This is a genomic window from Haemophilus sp. THUN1690, assembly GCF_059704375.1.
On sequence record NZ_AP046582.1, the window covers coordinates 875,198 to 896,657 of the forward strand.

The following is a 21,460-nucleotide window of genomic DNA, read 5'->3' on the forward strand; positions in this document are numbered from 1 at the left end:
CGTTGCCCTTTTATTTTCTAGTTGAAAATAGGTAACTTATAACCTACTATAACACTCAACTATTTATCTATTTGGAGAATATTATGAAAAACGAATTAATTTGCTATAAACAAATGCCAGTGTGGACAAAAGACAAATTGCCACAAATGTTCCAAGAAAAGCACAACACAAAAGTCGGCACTTGGGGGAAATTAACTGTATTAAAAGGTAAGCTCAAATTTTATGAGCTAACCGAAAATGGCGATATTATTGCCGAGCATATTTTCACCCCAGAAAGCGACATTCCTTTTGTTGAACCTCAAGCATGGCATCGTGTTGAAGCGCTTTCTGATGACCTAGAATGTACGCTAGGTTTCTATTGCAAAAAAGAAGATTATTTCAGTAAAAAATACAATATGACTGCCACTCACAGCGATGTGGTGGATGCTGCAAAAATTATCTCGCCTTGTAAAGTATTAGATTTAGGTTGCGGCCAAGGGCGTAATTCACTTTATTTAAGTTTATTGGGCTATGATGTGACCTCTTGGGATCACAATGAAAACAGCATTGCCTTTTTAAATGAAACCAAAGAAAAAGAAAATCTTAATATTTCTACCGCACTTTACGACATTAACACCGCCAACATTCAAGAAAACTATGATTTTATTGTTTCAACGGTGGTGTTTATGTTCTTAAATCGTGAACATGTGCCGTCAATCATTAAAAATATGCAAGAACACACTAATGTTGGCGGGTATAACTTAATCGTTGCTGCGATGTCCACAGATGATGTACCTTGCCCACTTCAATTCTCCTTCACCTTCGCTGAAAACGAATTGAAAGAATATTACAAAGATTGGGAATTCTTAGAATATAACGAAAATATGGGCGAATTACACAAAACCGATGAAAACGGCAATCGCATTAAAATGAAATTCGCCACGATGTTAGCGAGAAAGAAATAATCTGCTAATTTAAAAAATCGCCGCACTTTGCGCTACCCCCAATAAAAAGTAACTTAGAAAATATCTTTTGCTTTGCGAAGTGCGGTAAATTCTTCAAGTGTTTTTGCTTGTAAAAACAGATTAATTTCTCGCTCTAGTTTTAATGTTGTCGGCAAACTAGGTTTATTTTCAGCCCGCTGTTTTTCAACAAAAATACGTTGTTTTTCTACCGCACTTTTTTCTACCGCACTTTTCTCCACCAGCACCGTTTCCGCAAATTCTAAATTTCCCAAGGTGTATTCGTGAGCAGGACAAACAATCGTCTCGTCAGGCAATGTATTCAAACGCTGCAAACCTTCAAACATCTGCGCATAATTACCTGTGAAAACACGTCCGCAACCAGCAGAAAATAACGCATCGCCACAAAATAAATGATTATCCACTAAAAAACTAACGTGCTGTTTAGTGTGCCCCCCCGTCGGAATGACATCAATTTGATAATGTTCGGTAAGGATCGTCCCTTCGTTCACAATTTGAGTTGCGCCTTTTTTCTCACATTCTTGCGGCCCATAAATCGGCACTGTTGGATAACGTTTTTTAAATGCCGACACACCTTGTGTATGATCATCATGTTCGTGAGTAAGCAACACCGCTTCAACTCTTGCGTTTTGCTTATCTAGCCATGTAAACAGCTTGTCCGTTTCAGGCAAATCGACAATAATAAGAGGCAGATTTTCTCGTTGATAAAGCCAAATGTAGTTATCATTCAGCGCAGGCAAAGCAAATAACATAATCGTCCTTTTCATTTGTGATGGAGGAATAAAATGATTGTAAACTGGAATGCCAAAGCGACCAAGCCTTTCATTCAGCCTGAAAGTTGGCAAAATTTGCCAAAGGGTGATGATTATTGCCAAGCCTTACGCCAAACGTTAATACCTTGGATGCCTAAAATTTTAGGCCATCAGGTTTTGAAAATCGGTGGGTTAAGCGCTGAAGTTACGACAACTTTGCCTATGCACCATCAGATTATTCTGAGCGAAAAAATCACGCCAAATCTCACCGCACTTTGCAATGCTAAAGTTAGCTTAGTTCAAGCAAGCCTCACCGAATTGCCATTCATTCAAAAAGAAATCCATGCTGTGTTTTTAATGAATACGCTCAATTTTGCGCAAGATCCACATCAAATTCTGCGCGAATCTCATCGTGTACTAGCTGACGATGGCTGGATTTTCATTGCTTTATTTAATCCATTAAGTCCACTGATTTTCAAAAGAAAAATGGGAAATTATCCGTTGCGTCACTACCCTGATTGGCGTGTGATTGATTGGCTTTCGTTACTCAATTTTGAAGTGATTGAAAAATGCTCTATCCCAACCAAAAATAAACGCGCAAAAATTTTTCCGCCGCTCACGTTAATCATTGCGCAAAAACGGACTTATCCACTGACTCTCAACCCAGAAAAAGTGCGGTCAAAAATACCGGTATTTTTAGAGCCGGTAAATGCATTCAAACTTAAAAGTTAGGCACGTTCCACATTCCACCAAATCAACGCCCATTTTTTCTGTCCGTGAGAAATGGGTTCGTTATTGGCTTGTTTACGATCGTAAAAGGCTTTTAAACCCTGTTTTTCTTTTTCGGAAAGCTCGCCTAAAGAAAATTCCACCGAGACTAATAAATCCTCGTAGCTTTCACCTTGAAAACAACCCGATTCAGTTTCAATAAAATTCAAATTTGCCTGAATGCCTTTTTGATACAACCGATTGAGTAAATAAATATAAGTGGGGAAACCAATATCTTCACGGCCAATCGCCTCAAATACGCCCTCATCTAAAAAATGACGTTGTGTGACAGAAGTCAAAAACACACGTTTTTTCGCTTTGGCACAGAGTTTTTCGATCATATCGTCCAAATCGTCCACCAACGTTGAACGAGATGCCAATACCACATCAGCTTGCGGCACATCATCCCAATTATCCGCCCAAGATTTATGAAATGTCGTGAGATGATGTAAACCAAATTTCTGCTTGAATTGCGCCAAGCAATCTAACATTCTATTGCTATAATCTAAGGCATATACCGTTGAGCCTTGTTGTGCGAGTGGCACAGCAAAAGTACCAGGTCCACAGCCAATATCCAATACAGTTTCATCGGCTTGCACATTCATAGCTTGCAATAATTGCTGATTATATGCTGAAGGCTTGCCAACTAAATTCTCTGCCATTTTCACGGCTTTTTTATCCCATTTTGTCGGAGGCAAGTTATAATGATTACAAGCGATTAAGTGTTGTTGATAAAGTTCAGCAAAATTGATGTCGTAAATAGTCATAGTGATTTTTCAATGTGGTTATTCAAATGTTGATGTAAAAGTTCGGGCGAAGTGCGGTTAAAATGGTAAGCGTTTTTTCATTTTTACTTTTTAAAAACGAGACATTACAACGAATTCTACAGCATCGATATATTAATTCAAATATAACGTAGCAAAATAAGATAAAAGGATTCTATAATATTAGGTGCTCTATATTTTCCTATGGTTATTTCGTAGAAAAGGATAATTCAATGAAATTTGAAGTGATTTATAAATTTTTCTTAGTGTGGGGATTAGCCTTAAGTTTGCTTTTCGTTGTTGCAAGTGGCATTTCAATGTGGCTAGGATTTCCTTTTGCTCAGGCCTTAGACATTCATCTTTTCTTTGCTGGATTTACCGTATTTGGTTTATTACTGCATTTTTATAGCCGCAAGAAGAAATGGGTAAAAATCAACACTCAATTTGCCGATCTCATCACACATAATCGCATGCCTTCTTACTGCAATTTAGATCGCTTGATGATGACTTTCGAACATTTCTCCATTCAACAAATCGCTGAGCAACTCAATCTTTCTCTCCCGATTTTATTAAATGAATTATCACAAGCCCAAATAAATATAACTGATTCCCACCGCACTTTACGAGAAAACTTTCCTCTCAACGATGAAAAAATTTTCGCCGCCATTACGATTGCCTTGAAAATGCGGTTCAATCCAACGTTACTTTAACTACAATCAAATCTACATTAAAAGTGCGGTAGAAAATCCCGAAATTTTTCGGGGTTTATTTTTACCGAAAAAATCTTGCCCAGCCATTAAAACTCCCCTATTATTCACCGCACTTTTTTCTTGTTTAGGAACAAAAAATGACAGAACAAACGTTTATCCCTGGCAAAGATGCCGCATTAGAAGATAGCATTGCAAAATTTCAGCAAAAATTGACCGCACTTGGTTTTAATATTGAAGAGGCATCTTGGTTGAATCCAGTGCCAAATGTGTGGTCTGTGCATATTCGCGATAAAGACTGCCCGCAATGTTTTTCTAATGGTAAAGGCGCAAGCAAAAAAGCGGCGTTAGCCTCTGCCCTTGGCGAATATTTTGAGCGTCTTTCCACTAATTATTTCTTTGCTGATTTCTATTTAGGGCAAGAAATTGCAAACGGCGATTTTGTTCATTATCCCAATGAAAAATGGTTCCCGATTGAAGATGATGCTTTACTGCCTAATGGCATTTTAGATGATTATTTATTGGATTATTTTGATCCTAATGCCGAGCTTACGCCTGAATTATTGGTAGATTTACAATCTGGCAATTACGATCGTGGGATCGTGGCGATGCCTTATGTTAGTCAATCGGACGAACAAACCGTTTATATTCCACAAAGTATTATTGCCAACCTTTATGTCTCAAATGGCATGTCTGCGGGCAATACGAAATTTGAAGCTCGCGTGCAAGGCTTATCAGAGGTATTTGAGCGTTATGTGAAAAACAAAATTATCGCTGAAGCGATCAGTCTGCCAGAAATTCCAAAATCTGTGATGGATCGCTATCCATCTATTCAGGCTTCCATTGCAAAATTAGAGGAAGAAGGTTTCCCAATTTATGCTTTTGATGCTTCACTTGGCGGAAAATACCCTGTTATTTGCGTCGTGTTATTAAATCCTAATAACGGCACTTGCTTTGCCTCTTTCGGTGCACATCCAAATTTCCAAGTGGCATTAGAACGTACAGTGACTGAACTTTTACAAGGGCGTAGTTTGAAAGATTTAGATGTTTTCTCTCCACCATCTTTCAATAACGATGATGTGGCTGAACACGCTAATTTAGAAACCCACTTTATTGACTCAAGCGGTTTAATTTCTTGGGATTTATTCAAAGAAACGCCTGATTATGAATTTGCTGATTGGAATTTCAGCGGTACCACGCAAGAAGAATACAATAATTTAATGGCAATTTTCCGTGCGGATGAAAAAGAAGTTTACGTAATGGATTACAACCATTTGGATGTCTATGCGTGCCGTATTATTGTGCCAGGCATGTCTGATATTTATCCTGCAGACGATTTAATTTACGCCAATAATAATATGGGAATGGATTGGCGCGAAATTTTACTCGATTTACCAAACTGGCATCACGATGCAGAAACCTATCAAGAACTATTAGATGAATTAGACGGACAAGATATTGATGATGCGACTCGCGTGCGTGAATTTATCGGTATCGTTGCACCTAAAAATAGCGGCTGGACAACCTTACGCATAGGTGAATTAAAATCAATGCTCCACCTTGCATTAGGTGAATTAGAACAGGGATTAGATTGGGCAAACTGGACGCTGAATATGAACAGCTCCGTATTCACTACAGAACGTGTGAATTATTACCGCGCATTAATTTCCATCATAGAATTACATTTAGGTCAAAATCGCGACCCAGCACAATATCGTGCAGTATTTGAGAAAATGTATGGTAAAGATGCGGTTAAACACGCTTGGGCTGCTGTCTCTGAAGGTGGTAATCCGTTCTACAATCTTCCAGCAAGTGATGAGAATTTGGAAAACTTTAAGGAACATCAGGCGTTACTGGACGCTTATGGGAAGTTGCAGAAAGCCAAAAAAGAAAATTGGAAATAATTAGGTCAGGATTTCGCCTGACGACGACCTACTTTCTTTTACTCGTGTAAAAGAAAGTAGGCAAAGAAAACACGCCCCAATTAAATCGCTAATCTTTGCTTTATTTCAATTTTCTTAACGGCAATTTTCTAAACTCGCTGCGCTCAAACAGACGAAAATTGCCTAAAAATTGAAAGTCGCAAAGGCGATTTATATGGGGTCTTTAATTTATCTAAGCATCACACGCACTTAAAAATAATCCCTTCTTTTCCGCCTTTGTGTAATTGAATTTGTAGGAAATTTTCGTCTGTTTGAGCGCAGCGAGTTCAGAAAATTTCCGTGAAACAAATTCAATGGAACAAAGGAAATAAGGAAAAGCAGGGTTGCCTTTCTTTTTGCCTACTTTTTCTTTGGCAAAGCAAAGAAAAAGTAGGTCGCCATCAGGCGAAATCCTGATATCAAAAACCACATATCCACAATTTTATGCTATAATCCGCCACAATTTTTGATCAAAAAAGGAATACCAATGACGGATTCAATCCAATCATCTATCACCCCTGTCAATATCGAAGAAGAACTCAAATCTTCCTACCTTGACTACGCGATGTCGGTTATCGTTGGGCGTGCATTACCTGACGTTCGAGATGGTTTAAAACCTGTTCACCGCCGCGTACTATTCTCAATGGATCGCGAAGGCAATACCGCCAATAAAAAATATGTAAAATCAGCGCGTGTTGTGGGTGATGTAATCGGTAAATATCACCCGCATGGTGACTCTGCCGTGTACGATACCATCGTTCGTATGGCGCAACCCTTCTCACTTCGCTATATGTTGGTTGATGGGCAAGGTAACTTCGGTTCAATTGATGGTGATGCGCCAGCTGCAATGCGTTATACCGAAGTGCGTATGCAAAAAATTACGCAAGCATTGCTCACGGATTTGGATAAAGAAACCGTCAATTTCTCGCCAAACTATGATGGCGAATTAATGATTCCAGATGTATTGCCGACTCGTATTCCAGCACTTTTAGCAAATGGTTCTTCCGGTATTGCAGTGGGGATGGCAACTAACATTCCTCCACACAACTTAAATGAAGTATTAAATGGCTGCTTGGCATATATCGACAACAATGAAATTACCATTGATGAATTAATGCAACATATTCCGGGCCCAGACTTCCCAACGGCTGCGTTAATTAATGGTCGTAAAGGGATTGAAGAAGCCTATCGCACTGGTCGTGGCAAAGTGTATGTTCGTGCTCGTGCAACAGTAGAAACCAACGCAAAAGGACGCGAACAAATTATCGTGTCTGAATTGCCATACCAAGTAAATAAAGCAAAATTAGTCGAGAAAATCGCTGAATTAATTCGCGAGAAAAAAATCGAAGGCATCAGCAATATTACTGACCTTTCAAACAAAGAAGGGATCCGTATTGAAATTGATATTAAACGTGATGCTGTAGGGGAAGTGGTATTAAACCATCTTTACTCCCTCACTCAAATGCAAGTGACCTTTGGTATCAATATGGTGGCATTGGATCACGGTCAACCACGTTTATTTAATCTTAAAGAAATCATTGAAGCCTTTGTTTTACACCGCCGTGAAGTGGTGACTCGTCGTTCTATCTTTGAACTTCGCAAAGCGCGTGAACGTACGCATATTTTGGAAGGTTTAGCGGTTGCACGTTCTAATATCGATGAAATGATTGCGATCATTCGCAACTCTAAAAACCGTGAAGAGGCCGCAACAGCAATCAGTTCACGTTCTTGGACGTTGCACAGCGATATTATTAATCTTCTTGATGTTTCTGCTCGTCCTGATGATTTAGAAGAAAATCTTGGTATTCAAGGTGAACAATATTACTTATCGCCAGCGCAAGTAAACGCGATTCTAGAACTTCGCTTACATCGTTTAACGGGCATTGCGTTTGAAGAAGTTGTAAAAGAATATGAGGAATTATTAGTTAAAATTGCGGATCTTCTTCATATTTTAAGTAGCGCAGAACGCTTAATGGAAGTGATTCGTGAAGAATTGGAAGAAGTAAAAGCACAATTCGGTGATGATCGTTTAACTGAAATTACCGCAGCTTCTGGTGATATTGATTTAGAAGATTTAATCGCACAAGAAGACGTAGTTGTAACGCTTTCTCACGAAGGTTATGTGAAATACCAACCACTGACCGACTATGAAGCTCAACGTCGTGGCGGTAAAGGCAAATCTGCGACGAAGATGAAAGAAGAAGATTTCATCGAAAAATTACTGGTGGCAAACACTCACGATACGATCCTCTGCTTCTCTAGCCGTGGCCGTTTATATTGGTTGAAAGTATATCAACTTCCACAAGCAAGCCGTGGCGCACGCGGTCGTCCAATTGTGAATATTCTTCCGTTACAAGAAAACGAACGTATTACTGCAATCTTGCCAGTTTCTGCTTACGAAGAAGATAAATTCGTAGTTATGGCAACTGCAGGCGGTATTGTGAAGAAAATCGCCTTAACCGAATTTAGCCGTCCACGTTCAAACGGTATCATCGCATTGAATTTACGTGATGAAGATGAGTTAATCGGCGTAGATATTACCGATGGTAGCAACGAAATAATGTTGTTCTCATCACAAGGTCGAGTGGTACGTTTTGCTGAAAATGCTGTTCGTGCAATGGGGCGTTTAGCAACAGGCGTTCGCGGTATCAAACTTGCTTTAACAAACGATATTTCTGACGATGAAAGTGCGGTAGAAATTGAAGATATTTCTGATGACAACGCTGAAGCATCATTAGACTTAAATATCGATAAAGTGGTTTCTCTCGTTGTACCAAAAGGTGAAGGTGCTATTTTAACCGCAACACAAAACGGATACGGAAAACGCACACAATTAAGTGAATACCCAACTAAATCACGTAATACAAAAGGTGTGATTTCAATTAAAGTGAGTGAACGCAATGGTAAAGTCGTTGCCGCAACTCAAGTAGAAGAAACAGACCAAATTATGTTGATCACTGATGCAGGAACCCTTGTTCGCACACGCGTAAGCGAAGTGGGTATCGTAGGTCGTAACACGCAAGGTGTTCGTTTAATTCGTACTGCAGATGATGAACATGTTGTAAGTTTAGAGCGTGTTTGTGATGCAGATGAAGAGGATTCTTTAGAAGAAATCGGTTCTGAAGAATAGCTTATTATAAAAGAACCTATTATAAACGAAGAAGTGCGGTGAAATTTCACCGCACTTTTTTATGACTAATTAATTACCAGCCAAACCATCTCTAATTCGTTTTTCAAACTGATCATAATCCACTAAAAACGCATCGTGTCCATAATCTGATGGGAATTCGTAAAAATGTAGATCGACTCCACTTTGCTCTAAAAGCTGTTTACTTTTATAAAGGTCAAGTGGCTTAAAGAGTTGATCCGTTGTCACTGAAACCAATGTATAGCGTGCTTTAATGCGTGACAATGCCTCTTTGACATTTTCATACCCTATGCTTGGATCATACATATCCAACGCACGTAACAAATGCAAATAACTATTGGCATCAAAACGTTCTAAAAATTTTTTGCCTTGATAAGAAAGGTAGGATTCAACTTGAAAGTAATCGCCCCAAAAGCTGCCATCTGATTTTGTGGCACGCCCAAAGGCTTTGGCTAATTGTAAATCAGTGCGGTAAGTCAACATACCTAGCATGCGCGCAATAGATAGCCCTTGATCCGGCGGTGTACCATCATAGTAATCGCCACCATTAAAATTAGGGTCATTAATGACCGCCTGACGCATAACATGGTTAAAGCCGATGGCTTCAGCACTAAAATAAATGGATGAACAAAGATTTACGATATTATCCATAAAATCAGGATAATCAATCGCCCATTGGTTTGCTTGCATGCCACCAAAAGATCCACCAATAATAGCTTTTAAATGGCTAACGCCAAGATGATCAAGCAAGGCTTTTTGTACTTTGACAATATCTTGCACGACAATATTAGGAAATTGGCTACCATAAGGTTTACCCGTTTGCGGATTAATTGATGAAGGCCCTGTTGTTCCCTTGCAACCACCTAATACGTTCGAACTAATAAAAAAATAACGATCCGTATCCAATGCTAAACCTGCTCCCATAAAATTCTGCCACCAGCCATCGCGACCATCATCGAAATAAGGCTCAGCATCGCCAGTCAAAGCATGGCAAATTAATACCGCATTATTTTTTTCAGCATTGAGCGTACCATAAGTTTGATACGCGACATTGATATGGGAAAGCTTGCCACCAAGCGTCATGGTTAAAGGCTGTGTGTCAAAAAGCACTACATTTTGCACAGACATTGGAAACCTATTGTAATAATGAGAATGGCGCCTAAACTATCAGTAAGTCGATTAGATTGTCAAGAAATTTTAGCCGTCTAAACGGCTAAATTATCACACATCAATACAATTCATAAAATCCATCAAATTCTCCTTGAAGTGCAGGGAATTTTTCATTATGTTTACAGGCATGATAATAAAAAAATTACCATCAAAATTAACCGCACTTTTTCGTATATCGCTCTATACAATCTTTGCACTGATTATGCTTTGCTTGCTTATCGATAAAGGCGTAAGTTTTTATGTGCGTGATAAGATATTCACGAATATTGATGAACTCCCCCCTCGCGCATATGCTCTTGTGCTGGGCACATCAAAATATATTATTGGTGGAAAACCCAATGCTTATTACGAGTATCGTTTAGCTGCGGCAAAAGAGTTGATCGATCATCAAAAAGTCAATTACCTTTTATTAAGTGGCGATAATCGTACTGTCCAATATAACGAACCAAGAGCAATGTTTCGTGATTTACGAAAAATGGGCGTATCTGAAGCCTCTATGTTCCGTGATTTTGCGGGTTTCCGTACGCTAGATTCCGTTATCCGCGCAGATAAAATTTTCCAAGTACAAACATTTACGATTGTCAGCCAAAAATTTCATTGCGAACGCGCACTTTTAATTGCTAAAGCACATGATATTGATGCGATTTGTTTTGTAGCAAAACAACCTGAATTACATCTATCTACTCGAATAAGAGAAGTTTTTGCGCGTATAAAAGCAGTTTTGGATTTGATATTAGGTGTTGAGCCTTATTTTTTGGGGAACCCCACCCCATTGCCAAACAGCACTAAATTATAAATATTGATCTACATCACATTTCTTTAAAATCAAACTAATCTAAGCTTGTTAAATAAACAAAAAGCGGTTAAAATTAATGCAACAAGAGGAATCCTGTTTTATGCTAAAGGATTTTCTTTATATTGTCGTTGAACTTACAACTTTAATTAGGTTAATTTATGAAACTAGAATCCCAAAAACAAGCAAGCAAAATTGTAAAAAAAAACTTCTTAGTGTTCTAATCTCTTCTGCCCTTTCTACTACTGCTTTTGCCACTCTCCAAAATCCTGTTTCCACTGATACAACCATCGCTGGTGATACCGATACCTATACAAATTCAGGTGTAGGTGTAAATAAGGGTGCACATCTTACGATTACTGGTACAGAAAAAATGAACGTCACCTTGGCAAAAGGTGGCGATGAAGTCGTTTCGATGATCGTTCAAGATTCAAAACTTACAGCTGATACACTGAACATTAATATGACATCCGATTCCACCGCCGTAAATAATCGCCCTAAAGGTATCATTGTTCGCGGCAATTCCGATGCAAATGTTCAAAATCTCAATATCAATGTCATAAAATCTAACCGTCAAGCAAATACCGGTGAATCACCAGATAGCGATGCTGCCTATGGTTTAGCTGTTGGTTATAATTTTCTCGGTGGAGACAATTCAGCAACAGCAAAAGTGACTGTGGATAAGGCAAATATTACTGTATCCAATACACTTGACTCAGTAAAAGGTCACTACACTGCAGGAATTGAGAGAACGCTTAACTTGCCTTTTATTGGAGCAGTTCATGTCAAAGGCGATTTTTTAAGCGGCTATCAAATGTCGGGTATCCGTGTATATCGTACTAATGGTGCAAAACCTGAATTGGTTACAACGGGTGATGTTTCTATTAATGTTGAAGATAAAAGCACAGATAAAATCAACGATTATAACGTTGGTTTATATGTCTCCAGCAAAGATGCCAAAGCCACATTTAACGGAAATACCGAAATTAAAGTTTCTGCAACTGGCGTAAACTCGGCAGGTATCAAAATTGGCAAACCACAAGATGGCGGCGAAAATGCAACTGTAATCTCAAATGGTAAATTAATTGTAGATACCACAGATATTGATGGCTCTTATACCCATAATGACGGCACATCGACAACCGACTATCGCGGCTCAGGTGCAGTACGATTGTTTGATAATAAATCAAATTTTGAAATCACAGGCACCAAAACAGACGAAGCATCTGAAATCAAAGCCAGTACAAATGCCCTTGTATTTGATACCGTTGACTACCAAAACTTAGCCACTGTAAACGCTGGAATGTTTGGCACCTACACAGAAGTATTAATGCGTGGTAAAAATAATGTAAGTAACACGGCTTCTTTACGTAATACCAAACTAAGTACAAAAAGCGACAGTGACGCATTAATATTATCAAATGCCAGATTTAAAAAAGAAGGTTTAATTTATTCAGGTGCAGGAGCGGTTGGTGCGCGTGGACCAATTGATACAAGGTTCCAAACCGGTGCATTCAACGTCACCAACGCCCAATTCACCCTATCCGGTGAAAAATCTCAAGCGACGGCGGCAAGTAAAGGCTGGGCGGTTTATGCGAAATCTGATGCAATTGATACCACAGCGAATACAGCAAAAGCTACTTCTGAACTCACCGTAAATTTAGCCGATAAAGCTACATTAACTGGTTTGATTCATAAAGATATTGGTTCAACCTTAACAATGAATGTGGATAACAAAGCCGTTTGGACATTGAAGAAAAAAGAAGATGAAACTGAACAACGCTCTACTGCAACATCAGTCACGCTTAGTAATGGCGGTGTATTAGATGCAGGAAGTCATCCAGCGGAAAAATACATTGTCAAAGTATCATCAAATAGTGTAGATAATGACGGAACTTTCACCAACGGTGGTATCATCACTCTCGCTAATCAGTCCTATGCCGACAAACTTACCATTGAAGGGAATTATGTTGGTAATAACGGGGTATTAAAAACAAATACGGAATGGAACTTACCTGGTGATGAAAATGGTGCAAACTCTCAATCTGATTTACTTGAAATCACAGGTGATGCCTCTGGAAAAACAGAAGTTATTTCAGTGAGTAAGGATGGAAGAGAAAAAGTTATTGATGGTTCTATTGCAAGTATTGTCGCAGATTCACATAAGATTAGCGCACCAGTCGTCAGAGTGTTAGGTACTGATAACGGAGTCACATCTTCTTTGGCGGGTACTCCATTTAATACTCGTCCAACGTTCACAGGTACTGCCCGAACCACTGGCGCAGGCGAAGTTCAATTAGCATCTCGTGTTGTTGATGGAAAAACAGAATACTTTTGGACAGTAACTGCTGTTAAATTAACGCCACCAGTGCAACCTGAATTACCTTCTTTAGATGAAATTCCACAACCACAACCTGAACCACAACCACAGCCTGAACCACAACCACAGCCTGAACCACAACCACAGCCTGAACCACAACCTCAGCCTGTACCGCCAACAGGGCCTGTAATCATCACGCCAAGTGCGGTTGCTTATACACTTATTCCTCGCCAAAACTTGGAATTAGGCTATACAATGTTGGATACACTTCACCAACGTCGTGGCGAAAATCAAACCCTTTCTTGGGATAAACAAGGCAGTTATTGGCAAGATGTGGAAAAACAATCTTGGGGTCGTGTGATTGGTAAACACCTCAAACTCGATGGAAAAGAACGTTTTGGTTTAAAAACCAATATGTACGGTTTCCAAGTGGGGCACGACTTTGATGTTAAAACCAAACAAGATGACGAGGGCAAACTCACCCGTCGTTTTACTGGCCTGTATTTCGGCGCGTTACGTTCTCACAGCAAATTCTATGATGAATACCGCGCGAAAAACGGTGTCGTGATCGCAGATAAATTAACTTCTCGCGTAAAAACTACCGCACTTAATCTTGGTGTAACTGATACGCGTTACAATGAAAATGGCACTTACATTGACTGGGTGGGACAAGTCTCTTGGTTAAATAACCGTTATTCATCGGTTGATGGCACAAGTGCGAAAAATCACGGCTGGGGTGCTGCCCTTTCAGTGGAAACTGGTCGCCCTTACGCATTAGGTAAAGATAAAACTAACAACGGGGATAGCTGGATTTTAGAGCCACAAGCACAACTGATTGCTCAATACTTGCGCTTGGGAGATTTTAACGACGGCACTCGTGCAGTTTCGCAAAAAGGTTATGGCTTGCGCGGTCGTGTTGGTTTCCGTTTGGCATATAACAAACCAAATGATAAACAACGCACTCGCACCTATTATCTCATCGGTAATATTTGGCACGATTTTAAAGCAACGGACAATGCATTAATTGGTCGTGATAAATTAACCGAGAAATTTGACCGCACTTGGTGGGAATTAGGCTTAGGCTCTCAATTCTCATTAAGTGAAAACACTTACCTTTATGCGGATGCTCGCTATGAAAAATCATTCGATAGCAACCGACACAAAGGCTACCAAGGCACCGTGGGTGTGAAATACTCTTGGAAATAATGAATAACAAAGAGAATAATCAGGGCGTATAAACGCCCTGTAGTACTACAGGGGGATGTGTAACATAGTTACACATCGAAAAAATTAAAATCCCAATCTATCACTGAAATTCAATGTAGTACTTCTCTTTTCCTGTTATTTGGTGACAGAAAAGATAAGGAGCTATCTATTCTAGCTAGTTAATTTTCTTCTGTCGTAAGAAATTCTTCTTTTATACGATTTTTTATTATGAATACAAAAACTTCTTTTTCTTATTCTCTAATTACTTTGACTTTGTGGTCCACTTATTCGTTTGGGGCGGATTCTAATAATAATTTTATTTTAGGAGGCACAACAACCTATGGTGCCTCAAATAAGCATAATATCATCGCTGGTGAGGGTACTAATTTATACTCAAACGCCAAGAATAATATTATGAATACAACAGGGAATCCAATATTTGGCGGTTCCTATAGTTTGGTTATTGGTCATCGCGCAGGTCATGAGGCAGGTAAGTATTCGGGCAATACTAAATATCTTTTACTCGTAGGTGAACATGCTGGTGAAAGCACGTGGGAAACAAGCCAATATAAATTTATCTTTGGGAACGGTGCAGGCTGGAATGCAGGTGGAACATATGTATATGCCTTTGGCAAAAATGCAGCTCGTCAAATGAATGGCAACTATAACTTTTCTTTCGGTGAAAATTCTTATTCTGCTGATACAATAACCGAGGGTCACTATAACTTCAATTTTGGTCAAAATTCTGGATATAACAACTCAGGAAGTCGAAATGTCAATATTGGTTTCCACGCAGGAGAAAGCTACACTACTGATATTAAAAGTGGTGATGACAACTTTGCTTTAGGTCATTCTGCAGGACAAAATGTAACAGGTAATCATAACTTTGCCTATGGTCAAGATGCTGGTACAAATACATCAGGTAGCCGTAATATAGCTTTAGGGCAAAATGCTGGTCAAAATGTAAAAGGGAATTACAACTATGCTTTTGGTTTAAGTGCGGGACAAAATATTGATGGTTTTATTAAAAATCCTGCAGGTACTACACCTAAAGATAAATATGGTCAATCTGTTGGGTGGAATAATATCGCTTTTGGCAAAGAATCAGGAAATAGCATCATTGGTAACTTTAACTTAGCTTTTGCTGAGCGATCAGGACGTTATGTTGGTTATAAATATAAATTAACAGCAGAAGAAAAAGCCCAAGGTTTTGCCGAACCAACTTGGATCGCAGATGGAGATGGAAGAGCTAATAGTTATATTAGCAATGTAGCCAAGCTTAAACCTGTAGATGGTGCAGAACACAACATTGCATTAGGATTTAATGCAGGTAACTTAATTGCAGGGCAAGATAACTTCGCTGTTGGCGTATATTCGGGCAATAAGATTATCGGCGAAAGCAATATCGCGCTCGGTAAAGTTGCCGGAAATGAAATTGAAGGTAACTTCAATACGGTACTCGGTTACAACAGTGGTAGCAATGTTGTTGGTCATAGCAACTATGCGGCTGGGCACGCAGCCGGCAGTAATGTTGAAGGCAGCGATAACCTCGCACTCGGCAAAAAATCTGGTAATAAAATCAAAGGGAACGACAACATCGCCATCGGTAACGAAGCTGGTACACTTTCGGATGACAAAGTATTAACCGCTAACGAAACTATCGCGATCGGTAAAAAATCTAAAGCAACAAAAGCCAATGCAGCAGCATTCGGAAATGAAAGTGAAGCTTCAGAAGAACAATCTTTGGCTTTAGGTTATAAAGCAAATGCAAGCATTGCAAAGAGTGTGGCAATAGGCAGTAATGCAACCACCGTTGCGACTTTAACGACATCAAATCCGTATACAAAGGGTACTAATAATACCTACTCATCTCAAGATATTGGCTATTACACAACTGCTGAAAGTGCGGTTAAAAATTTTGCTAATTTTGCAGGTGGCACAAATGTTGTAGGTGTATTTAGCGTAGGTAATGGAACAGAAACTCGCCGAATCCAACACGTTGCGCCAGGCTTAATTTCAGCGGACAGTACCGATGCAATCAATGGTTCCCAACTTTACAGCTTTATTCCTCGAGTATCTTTCTACAGCGGAGGTGAGAAAGCAACTACAGGCGCAACCACATCTCCAGCAATTGGTAGTACAGTTGTTGAAAACTTCCTCGCTAACGGCTTACGTATGGATTTTGGGGATGGTTTATATGCAGAAAAACGTAAAGATTCCAAAGGTGACTTTATTTTTGTAGGCTCGAATACGAAAAATACAACTGATGGGACAGGAACCAAAGTTTCAGCGAAAGTCGCCACTAATAATGATGGTTCACATACCATTACTATAACAGACAGCGATGGCACAACGACCGCAACTATTAAAAATGGTCAATCAGGTCCTAAAGGTGAGCAAGGTGTAGCTGGTCCTGCTGGCCCTCAAGGCCCTGCTGGACAAAATGGTACAGCTGGTGCCCCTGGCCCTAAAGGTGATAAAGGTGATAAAGGTGATAAAGGTGATAAAGGTGATAAAGGTGATAAAGGTGATAAAGGTGATACTGGTCCTGCTGGACAAAATGGTGCAGCTGGTGCCCCTGGCCCTAAAGGTGATAAAGGTGATACTGGTCCTGCTGGCCCTCAAGGTCCTGCTGGACAAAATGGTGCAGCTGGTGCCCCAGGCCCTAAAGGTGATAAAGGTGATAAGGGTGATAAAGGTGATATAGGTCCAGTCGGTCCTCAAGGTCCAACAGGAATGAAACCACAAGAAATCCGTATTATGGACCAACGCATTCATCATCTTGAAAATCGTGTTAATAAACTTGATAAGCGCGTAAATGGATTAAGTGCAACAATCGCTGCTGCAGCTGCATTACCACAATCAACTATTCCAGGTAAATCAATGTTTGCTGCGGGTAGTGGTATTTCTGCAGGCTCTTCAGCTGTAGCAGTTAGCTATTCAAGAATGTCTGATAATGCGAAAACCGTTGTAAAATTTGTCGGTACGGCAAATACCAGTAAGGATTATTCAGCGGGTGTTGGCGTTGGCTATCACTGGTAATCATTAATCTGGGGAGATAATCCCCTTTTAAAAAGCAAGGGCTGATTTTAAATATCAGCCCTTTGTTTTAATGGTAAATTTTACTCCACCACAGCCCAAAATTCAGCAACAGTATGGAAAGATCCAAAGACTAAAACCACATCATTTTTTACCGCACTTTTGAGTGCTGTACGCACGCCATCCATAACAGAATTATCTGATGTAGCTTGAACATGTGGGAAATGGCTTTTCAATTTCTCTGCTAATTCATCGCCTGACTGCCCACGATAGCCGCCTAAGGTTACACAATGCCATTCATCAATAATAGGCGTTAAATGCGCAAATACCCCATTTGCATCTTTGTCTTTGAGTATCCCACATACGGCAATCATTTTGCCCTCAATGTTGCATTTAAGTGCGGTCAATTTTTCAGATAAATATTTTGCGGCATGAGGATTATGCCCCACATCAACGATGATTGTTGGCAAGGTTTCAACTGATACGCCAAGATAATCCGCTAGTTTCTCACGTTTATCTGTTTTTATAGCTTGAAAACGACCAACCAGTTCTACCTCTTGCAAAGATTTTCGCAAAGTCTGTTCTGAAATATCAAAAGGTAAACATTGAACGGCAGCCAGAGCCGTTGCGGCATTCGCTAATGGAATCTGACAAAACGGTAAATTTTCTAAGCGCACTTTTTTATTTTGCCACTGCCAATTTTCAGCATTTTGATTAAAAAACCAATCCACATCACGTCGAGCAACTTGGCAATGTAATTTTTCAGCTTGCTTGAGCATTGTTTGTGGCACATTAGGTTCGCCAATCACGACAGGGCAATTTTTGCGGAAAATGCCTGCTTTTTCAAAAGCAATGGCTTCTCTGGTATCCCCAAGAAAATCGGTATGATCAATATCAATGCTAGTAATCACACCAAGATGGCTATCCACAATATTGGTTGCATCTAAACGTCCGCCCAGCCCCACTTCTAAAATCACTACATCTAATTTTGCTTGTTTAAATAAATGCAATGCAGAAAGCGTGCTAAATTCAAAATAAGTCAGCGATTCTGTTTTATTTTCATCAATAAAGGCAAAAGAGGCGGTATGTGCTTCATCGGGTAAATCTTGATTTTGAATGCGTACTCGCTCGTTATAACGTAGTAAATGAGGCGAAGAATACACGCCCACACGTAATCCATAATTAAGCAGAATCGTTTCTAATAAGCGACAAGTCGTGCCTTTACCATTCGTCCCCCCCACAGTTATCACATAAGGGGCAGGATGAAGTAAATCCAATTTTTCTGCCACGGATTTAATACGATCTAAACCAAGATCAATCGGTTTAAAATGGCTTTTTTCTAAATAAGAAAGCCACTCAGCGAGTGGCGAAGTGGCTTTAAGTTGCATATTATTCATCTTCTGAAATGAGTTCAGGTTCTACAAAAGGAGAAGGTTGATTCGTTAATTTACTCAGTACACTTGCCAAAGTTTTACGCATTTCTGAACGTTTCACGATCATATCAATTGCCCCTTTCTCAAGTAAAAACTCACTACGTTGGAAACCTTCTGGGAGTTTTTCACGTACGGTTTGTTCAATAACACGCGGCCCCGCAAACCCAATTAAAGCTTTTGGCTCGGCAATATTTAAATCACCTAACATAGCAAAACTTGCTGATACGCCGCCTAAGGTCGGATCCGTTAATACCGAAATAAACGGCACACCTTTTTCACGTATTTGGGCAAGCACAGCACTGGTTTTTGCCATTTGCATTAAAGAGAATAATGCTTCCTGCATACGAGCACCACCACTCGCAGAAAAACACACAAACGGACAATTCATTTCTATTGCTTTTTCAGCCGCTTTAACAAATTTTGCACCAACTACAGACCCCATTGAACCGCCCATAAAAGCAAAGTTCGATGCAGCCACAACGATTGGCATATTATAAAGCGTGCCTGTCATGGTAATTAATGCATCTTTTTCACCCGTTTCTTTTTGCGCTGCACTGATACGATCTTTATATTTCTTTAAATCTTTAAATTTTAAAATATCTTTTGGTTCTAAATCCGCCGCAATTTCTTGGCTTGAACCTTCGTCCAATAATTTTAATAAACGCTCACGTGCATCAATACGCATATGATGACCGCATTTAGGGCAAACATAAAGATTACGTTTAAGTTCTTCACTATAAAGTACTTGTTCACAAGAAGTACATTTTGTCCACACACCTTCCGGCACATTTGCTTTTCGAGTAGAAGAAGACGGACTTTTACTAAAAATTCGGTTAATCCAGCTCATTTTTTGACCTTTTTATTGACTAGAAAATTCTGCGTATTAGACCATAAATTTACAGAATTTGCTACTTGTAAGGCGTTTTTGTACTGCTCCGATTTCCTTTAGAAACGTTCAATAAATATGAGAAATAAATCCATGATTGAACATTTTTTTTATTTCTTTGTCTCATAGAGCACGTTATCTGAAATCTATTTTGGAGTATTTTATGAAAAAAACACGTTTTGTATTAAGCAGTATTGCGCTCGGATTAAGTGTCTTGAGTACACCATTTGTGACTCAAGCTGGTTTACCAAATTTTATTTCAGAGCAAAATAGTTTGGCACCCATGTTAGAAAAAGTTCAACCTGCGGTGGTGACACTTTCTGTTGAAGGAAAAGCAAAAGTTGACTCACGTTCTCCTTTTCAAGACGATATTCCTGAAGAATTTAAATTCTTCTTCGGCGATCGTTTTGCTGAACAATTTGGTGGACGCGGTGAATCAAAACGTAACTTCCGTGGTTTAGGTTCTGGCGTCATTATTAATGCAAATAAAGGCTATGTTTTAACGAATAATCATGTTATTGACGGGGCAGATAAAATTACCGTGCAATTACAAGATGGCCGTGAGTTTAAAGCCAAATTAGTGGGTAAAGATGAGCAATCAGATATTGCATTAGTACAGCTTGAAAAACCAAGTAATTTAACAGAAATCAAATTTGCTGATTCCGATAAATTACGCGTAGGCGATTTCACTGTTGCAATTGGTAATCCATTTGGTTTAGGTCAAACTGTTACATCAGGCATTGTTTCTGCATTAGGTCGCTCAACTGGCTCTGATAGCGGTGCTTATGAAAACTATATTCAAACTGATGCTGCTGTAAACCGCGGTAATTCAGGTGGTGCATTAGTCAACCTAAATGGTGAGCTCATTGGTATCAACACCGCGATTATTTCGCCAAGCGGTGGCAATGCGGGAATTGCCTTTGCGATTCCAAGTAATCAAGCAAACAATTTAGTACAACAAATTTTAGAATTTGGTGAAGTACGCCGAGGATTGCTTGGTATTAAAGGCGGTGAACTCAATGCTGATTTAGCCAAAGCCTTTAATGTAAGTGCGCAACAAGGCGCATTTGTGAGTGAGGTTTTACCGAAATCTGCAGCTGAAAAAGCTGGCATTAAAGCGGGGGATATTATCACGGCGATGAACGGTCAAAAAATCTCAAGTTTCGCAGAAATGCGAGCAAAAATTGCCACCTCTGGTGCAGGAAAAGAGATTAGTTTAACTTACTTACGTGATGGTAAATCTCACGATGTTAAAGTGAAATTACAAGCGGATGATGGAAATCAGCTTTCCTCTAAAACGGAATTGCCTGCATTAGATGGCGCGACATTGAAAAACTATGATGCAAAAGGCATCAAAGGGATTGAAATCACCAAAATTCAACCGAACTCCCTCGCAGCCCAACGTGGTTTAAAAGCTGGCGATATTATTATTGGCATAAACCGCCAGCAGGTTGAAAACACGGCTGAATTAAGCAAAGCGCTTGATGAGGAGCCATCGGCTGTGGCCTTAAATATTTTACGTGGAGACAACAATTTTTACTTATTAGTACAATAATTCTTCCACCGAAAATATAAACAAAAAGTCCGATC

At 39.5% G+C, this 21,460-nt stretch carries 14 protein-coding genes; 9 read left to right on the top strand and 5 right to left on the bottom strand.

What is annotated here, in order from left to right; all coding sequences use genetic code 11:
• Positions 1-83 precede the first annotated feature (83 nt).
• A complete protein-coding gene (tehB, locus tag AC6H22_RS04150; RefSeq protein ID WP_497515398.1) occupies positions 84-944 on the top strand; it encodes an SAM-dependent methyltransferase TehB in 861 nt (286 codons plus the stop codon).
• Positions 945-997: 53 nt separating this feature from the next.
• Here tehB and gloB read toward each other — a convergent pair whose 3' ends face one another.
• The gene (gene gloB, locus AC6H22_RS04155; protein ID WP_497515399.1) at positions 998-1,714 is read right to left on the bottom strand and encodes a hydroxyacylglutathione hydrolase; all 717 of its coding nucleotides are present in this window, start codon (positions 1,712-1,714) and stop codon (positions 998-1,000) included.
• A gap of 33 nt (positions 1,715-1,747) precedes the next feature.
• On the opposite strand from gloB, the gene AC6H22_RS04160 reads away from it, so the two are divergent.
• Positions 1,748-2,446 carry a class I SAM-dependent methyltransferase gene (locus AC6H22_RS04160; protein ID WP_497515400.1) on the top strand — a complete coding sequence of 233 codons (699 nt, stop codon included), beginning with the start codon at positions 1,748-1,750 and terminating at the stop codon, positions 2,444-2,446.
• Here the strand turns inward: AC6H22_RS04160 and AC6H22_RS04165 are convergent.
• Positions 2,443-3,249, bottom strand: a complete 807-nt coding sequence (locus AC6H22_RS04165) for a methyltransferase domain-containing protein (RefSeq protein ID WP_497515401.1) — start codon at positions 3,247-3,249, stop codon at positions 2,443-2,445. The two genes, AC6H22_RS04160 and AC6H22_RS04165, sit on opposite strands and share 4 nt — an antisense overlap.
• 230 nt (positions 3,250-3,479) lie before the next feature.
• Between AC6H22_RS04165 and AC6H22_RS04170 the strand changes: the two genes are divergently transcribed.
• From AC6H22_RS04170 to gyrA, 3 genes are all read left to right on the top strand, one after another.
• Complete coding sequence (locus AC6H22_RS04170) at positions 3,480-3,956, top strand: hypothetical protein (protein ID WP_005628091.1); 477 nt, start codon at positions 3,480-3,482, stop codon at positions 3,954-3,956.
• Between the two features lie 137 nt (positions 3,957-4,093).
• Positions 4,094-5,857, top strand: coding sequence for a 30S ribosomal protein S12 methylthiotransferase accessory factor YcaO (gene ycaO / locus AC6H22_RS04175; protein WP_005628093.1), 1,764 nt, complete (start codon positions 4,094-4,096; stop codon positions 5,855-5,857).
• Between the two features lie 505 nt (positions 5,858-6,362).
• On the top strand, positions 6,363-9,005 hold the full coding sequence (gyrA, locus tag AC6H22_RS04180) for a DNA topoisomerase (ATP-hydrolyzing) subunit A (RefSeq protein WP_497515402.1): 2,643 nt from the start codon (positions 6,363-6,365) through the stop codon (positions 9,003-9,005).
• Positions 9,006-9,074: 69 nt separating this feature from the next.
• On the opposite strand, the gene metX is transcribed toward gyrA, so the two are convergent.
• On the bottom strand, positions 9,075-10,151 hold the full coding sequence (gene metX / locus AC6H22_RS04185) for a homoserine O-acetyltransferase MetX (protein WP_497515403.1): 1,077 nt from the start codon (positions 10,149-10,151) through the stop codon (positions 9,075-9,077).
• A 157-nt stretch (positions 10,152-10,308) separates the two neighbouring features.
• On the opposite strand from metX, the gene AC6H22_RS04190 reads away from it, so the two are divergent.
• The 3 genes from AC6H22_RS04190 to AC6H22_RS04200 all read left to right on the top strand — a co-directional run bounded on the left by AC6H22_RS04190 (position 10,309) and on the right by AC6H22_RS04200 (position 17,554).
• Complete coding sequence (locus AC6H22_RS04190) at positions 10,309-10,989, top strand: SanA/YdcF family protein (RefSeq protein ID WP_497515404.1); 681 nt, start codon at positions 10,309-10,311, stop codon at positions 10,987-10,989.
• A gap of 100 nt (positions 10,990-11,089) precedes the next feature.
• Positions 11,090-14,512 carry an autotransporter family protein gene (locus tag AC6H22_RS04195; RefSeq protein ID WP_497515405.1) on the top strand — a complete coding sequence of 1,141 codons (3,423 nt, stop codon included), beginning with the start codon at positions 11,090-11,092 and terminating at the stop codon, positions 14,510-14,512.
• Positions 14,513-14,926: 414 nt separating this feature from the next.
• A complete protein-coding gene (locus AC6H22_RS04200) occupies positions 14,927-17,554 on the top strand; it encodes a YadA-like family protein (RefSeq protein WP_497515406.1) in 2,628 nt (875 codons plus the stop codon).
• An 80-nt stretch (positions 17,555-17,634) separates the two neighbouring features.
• Here AC6H22_RS04200 and folC read toward each other — a convergent pair whose 3' ends face one another.
• Both folC and accD read right to left on the bottom strand, forming a co-directional pair.
• Positions 17,635-18,939 (bottom strand): bifunctional tetrahydrofolate synthase/dihydrofolate synthase, encoded by a 1,305-nt coding sequence (gene folC / locus AC6H22_RS04205; RefSeq protein ID WP_497515407.1) that lies wholly within the window; start codon positions 18,937-18,939, stop codon positions 17,635-17,637.
• Position 18,940: 1 nt separating this feature from the next.
• Positions 18,941-19,831 (bottom strand): acetyl-CoA carboxylase, carboxyltransferase subunit beta, encoded by an 891-nt coding sequence (gene accD / locus AC6H22_RS04210; RefSeq protein ID WP_497515408.1) that lies wholly within the window; start codon positions 19,829-19,831, stop codon positions 18,941-18,943.
• A gap of 202 nt (positions 19,832-20,033) precedes the next feature.
• On the opposite strand from accD, the gene AC6H22_RS04215 reads away from it, so the two are divergent.
• Complete coding sequence (locus AC6H22_RS04215; RefSeq protein WP_497515409.1) at positions 20,034-21,425, top strand: DegQ family serine endoprotease; 1,392 nt, start codon at positions 20,034-20,036, stop codon at positions 21,423-21,425.
• The last annotated feature ends 35 nt before the right edge of the window (positions 21,426-21,460 follow it).

What these genes read in the sequence shown, in the direction of transcription:
- gloB (WP_497515399.1), bottom strand. Translation starts at nt 1,714, where the DNA reads ATGTTATTTGCTTTGCCTGCGCTGAATGATAACTACATTTGGCTTTAT.
- AC6H22_RS04215 (WP_497515409.1), top strand. Translation starts at nt 20,034, where the DNA reads ATGAAAAAAACACGTTTTGTATTAAGCAGTATTGCGCTCGGATTAAGT.
- tehB (WP_497515398.1), top strand. Translation starts at nt 84, where the DNA reads ATGAAAAACGAATTAATTTGCTATAAACAAATGCCAGTGTGGACAAAA.
- metX (WP_497515403.1), bottom strand. Translation starts at nt 10,151, where the DNA reads ATGTCTGTGCAAAATGTAGTGCTTTTTGACACACAGCCTTTAACCATG.
- AC6H22_RS04190 (WP_497515404.1), top strand. Translation starts at nt 10,309, where the DNA reads ATGTTTACAGGCATGATAATAAAAAAATTACCATCAAAATTAACCGCA.
- ycaO (WP_005628093.1), top strand. Translation starts at nt 4,094, where the DNA reads ATGACAGAACAAACGTTTATCCCTGGCAAAGATGCCGCATTAGAAGAT.
- gyrA (WP_497515402.1), top strand. Translation starts at nt 6,363, where the DNA reads ATGACGGATTCAATCCAATCATCTATCACCCCTGTCAATATCGAAGAA.
- AC6H22_RS04195 (WP_497515405.1), top strand. Translation starts at nt 11,090, where the DNA reads ATGCTAAAGGATTTTCTTTATATTGTCGTTGAACTTACAACTTTAATT.
- AC6H22_RS04170 (WP_005628091.1), top strand. Translation starts at nt 3,480, where the DNA reads ATGAAATTTGAAGTGATTTATAAATTTTTCTTAGTGTGGGGATTAGCC.
- AC6H22_RS04200 (WP_497515406.1), top strand. Translation starts at nt 14,927, where the DNA reads ATGAATACAACAGGGAATCCAATATTTGGCGGTTCCTATAGTTTGGTT.
- AC6H22_RS04160 (WP_497515400.1), top strand. Translation starts at nt 1,748, where the DNA reads ATGATTGTAAACTGGAATGCCAAAGCGACCAAGCCTTTCATTCAGCCT.
- AC6H22_RS04165 (WP_497515401.1), bottom strand. Translation starts at nt 3,249, where the DNA reads ATGACTATTTACGACATCAATTTTGCTGAACTTTATCAACAACACTTA.
- folC (WP_497515407.1), bottom strand. Translation starts at nt 18,939, where the DNA reads ATGCAACTTAAAGCCACTTCGCCACTCGCTGAGTGGCTTTCTTATTTA.
- accD (WP_497515408.1), bottom strand. Translation starts at nt 19,831, where the DNA reads ATGAGCTGGATTAACCGAATTTTTAGTAAAAGTCCGTCTTCTTCTACT.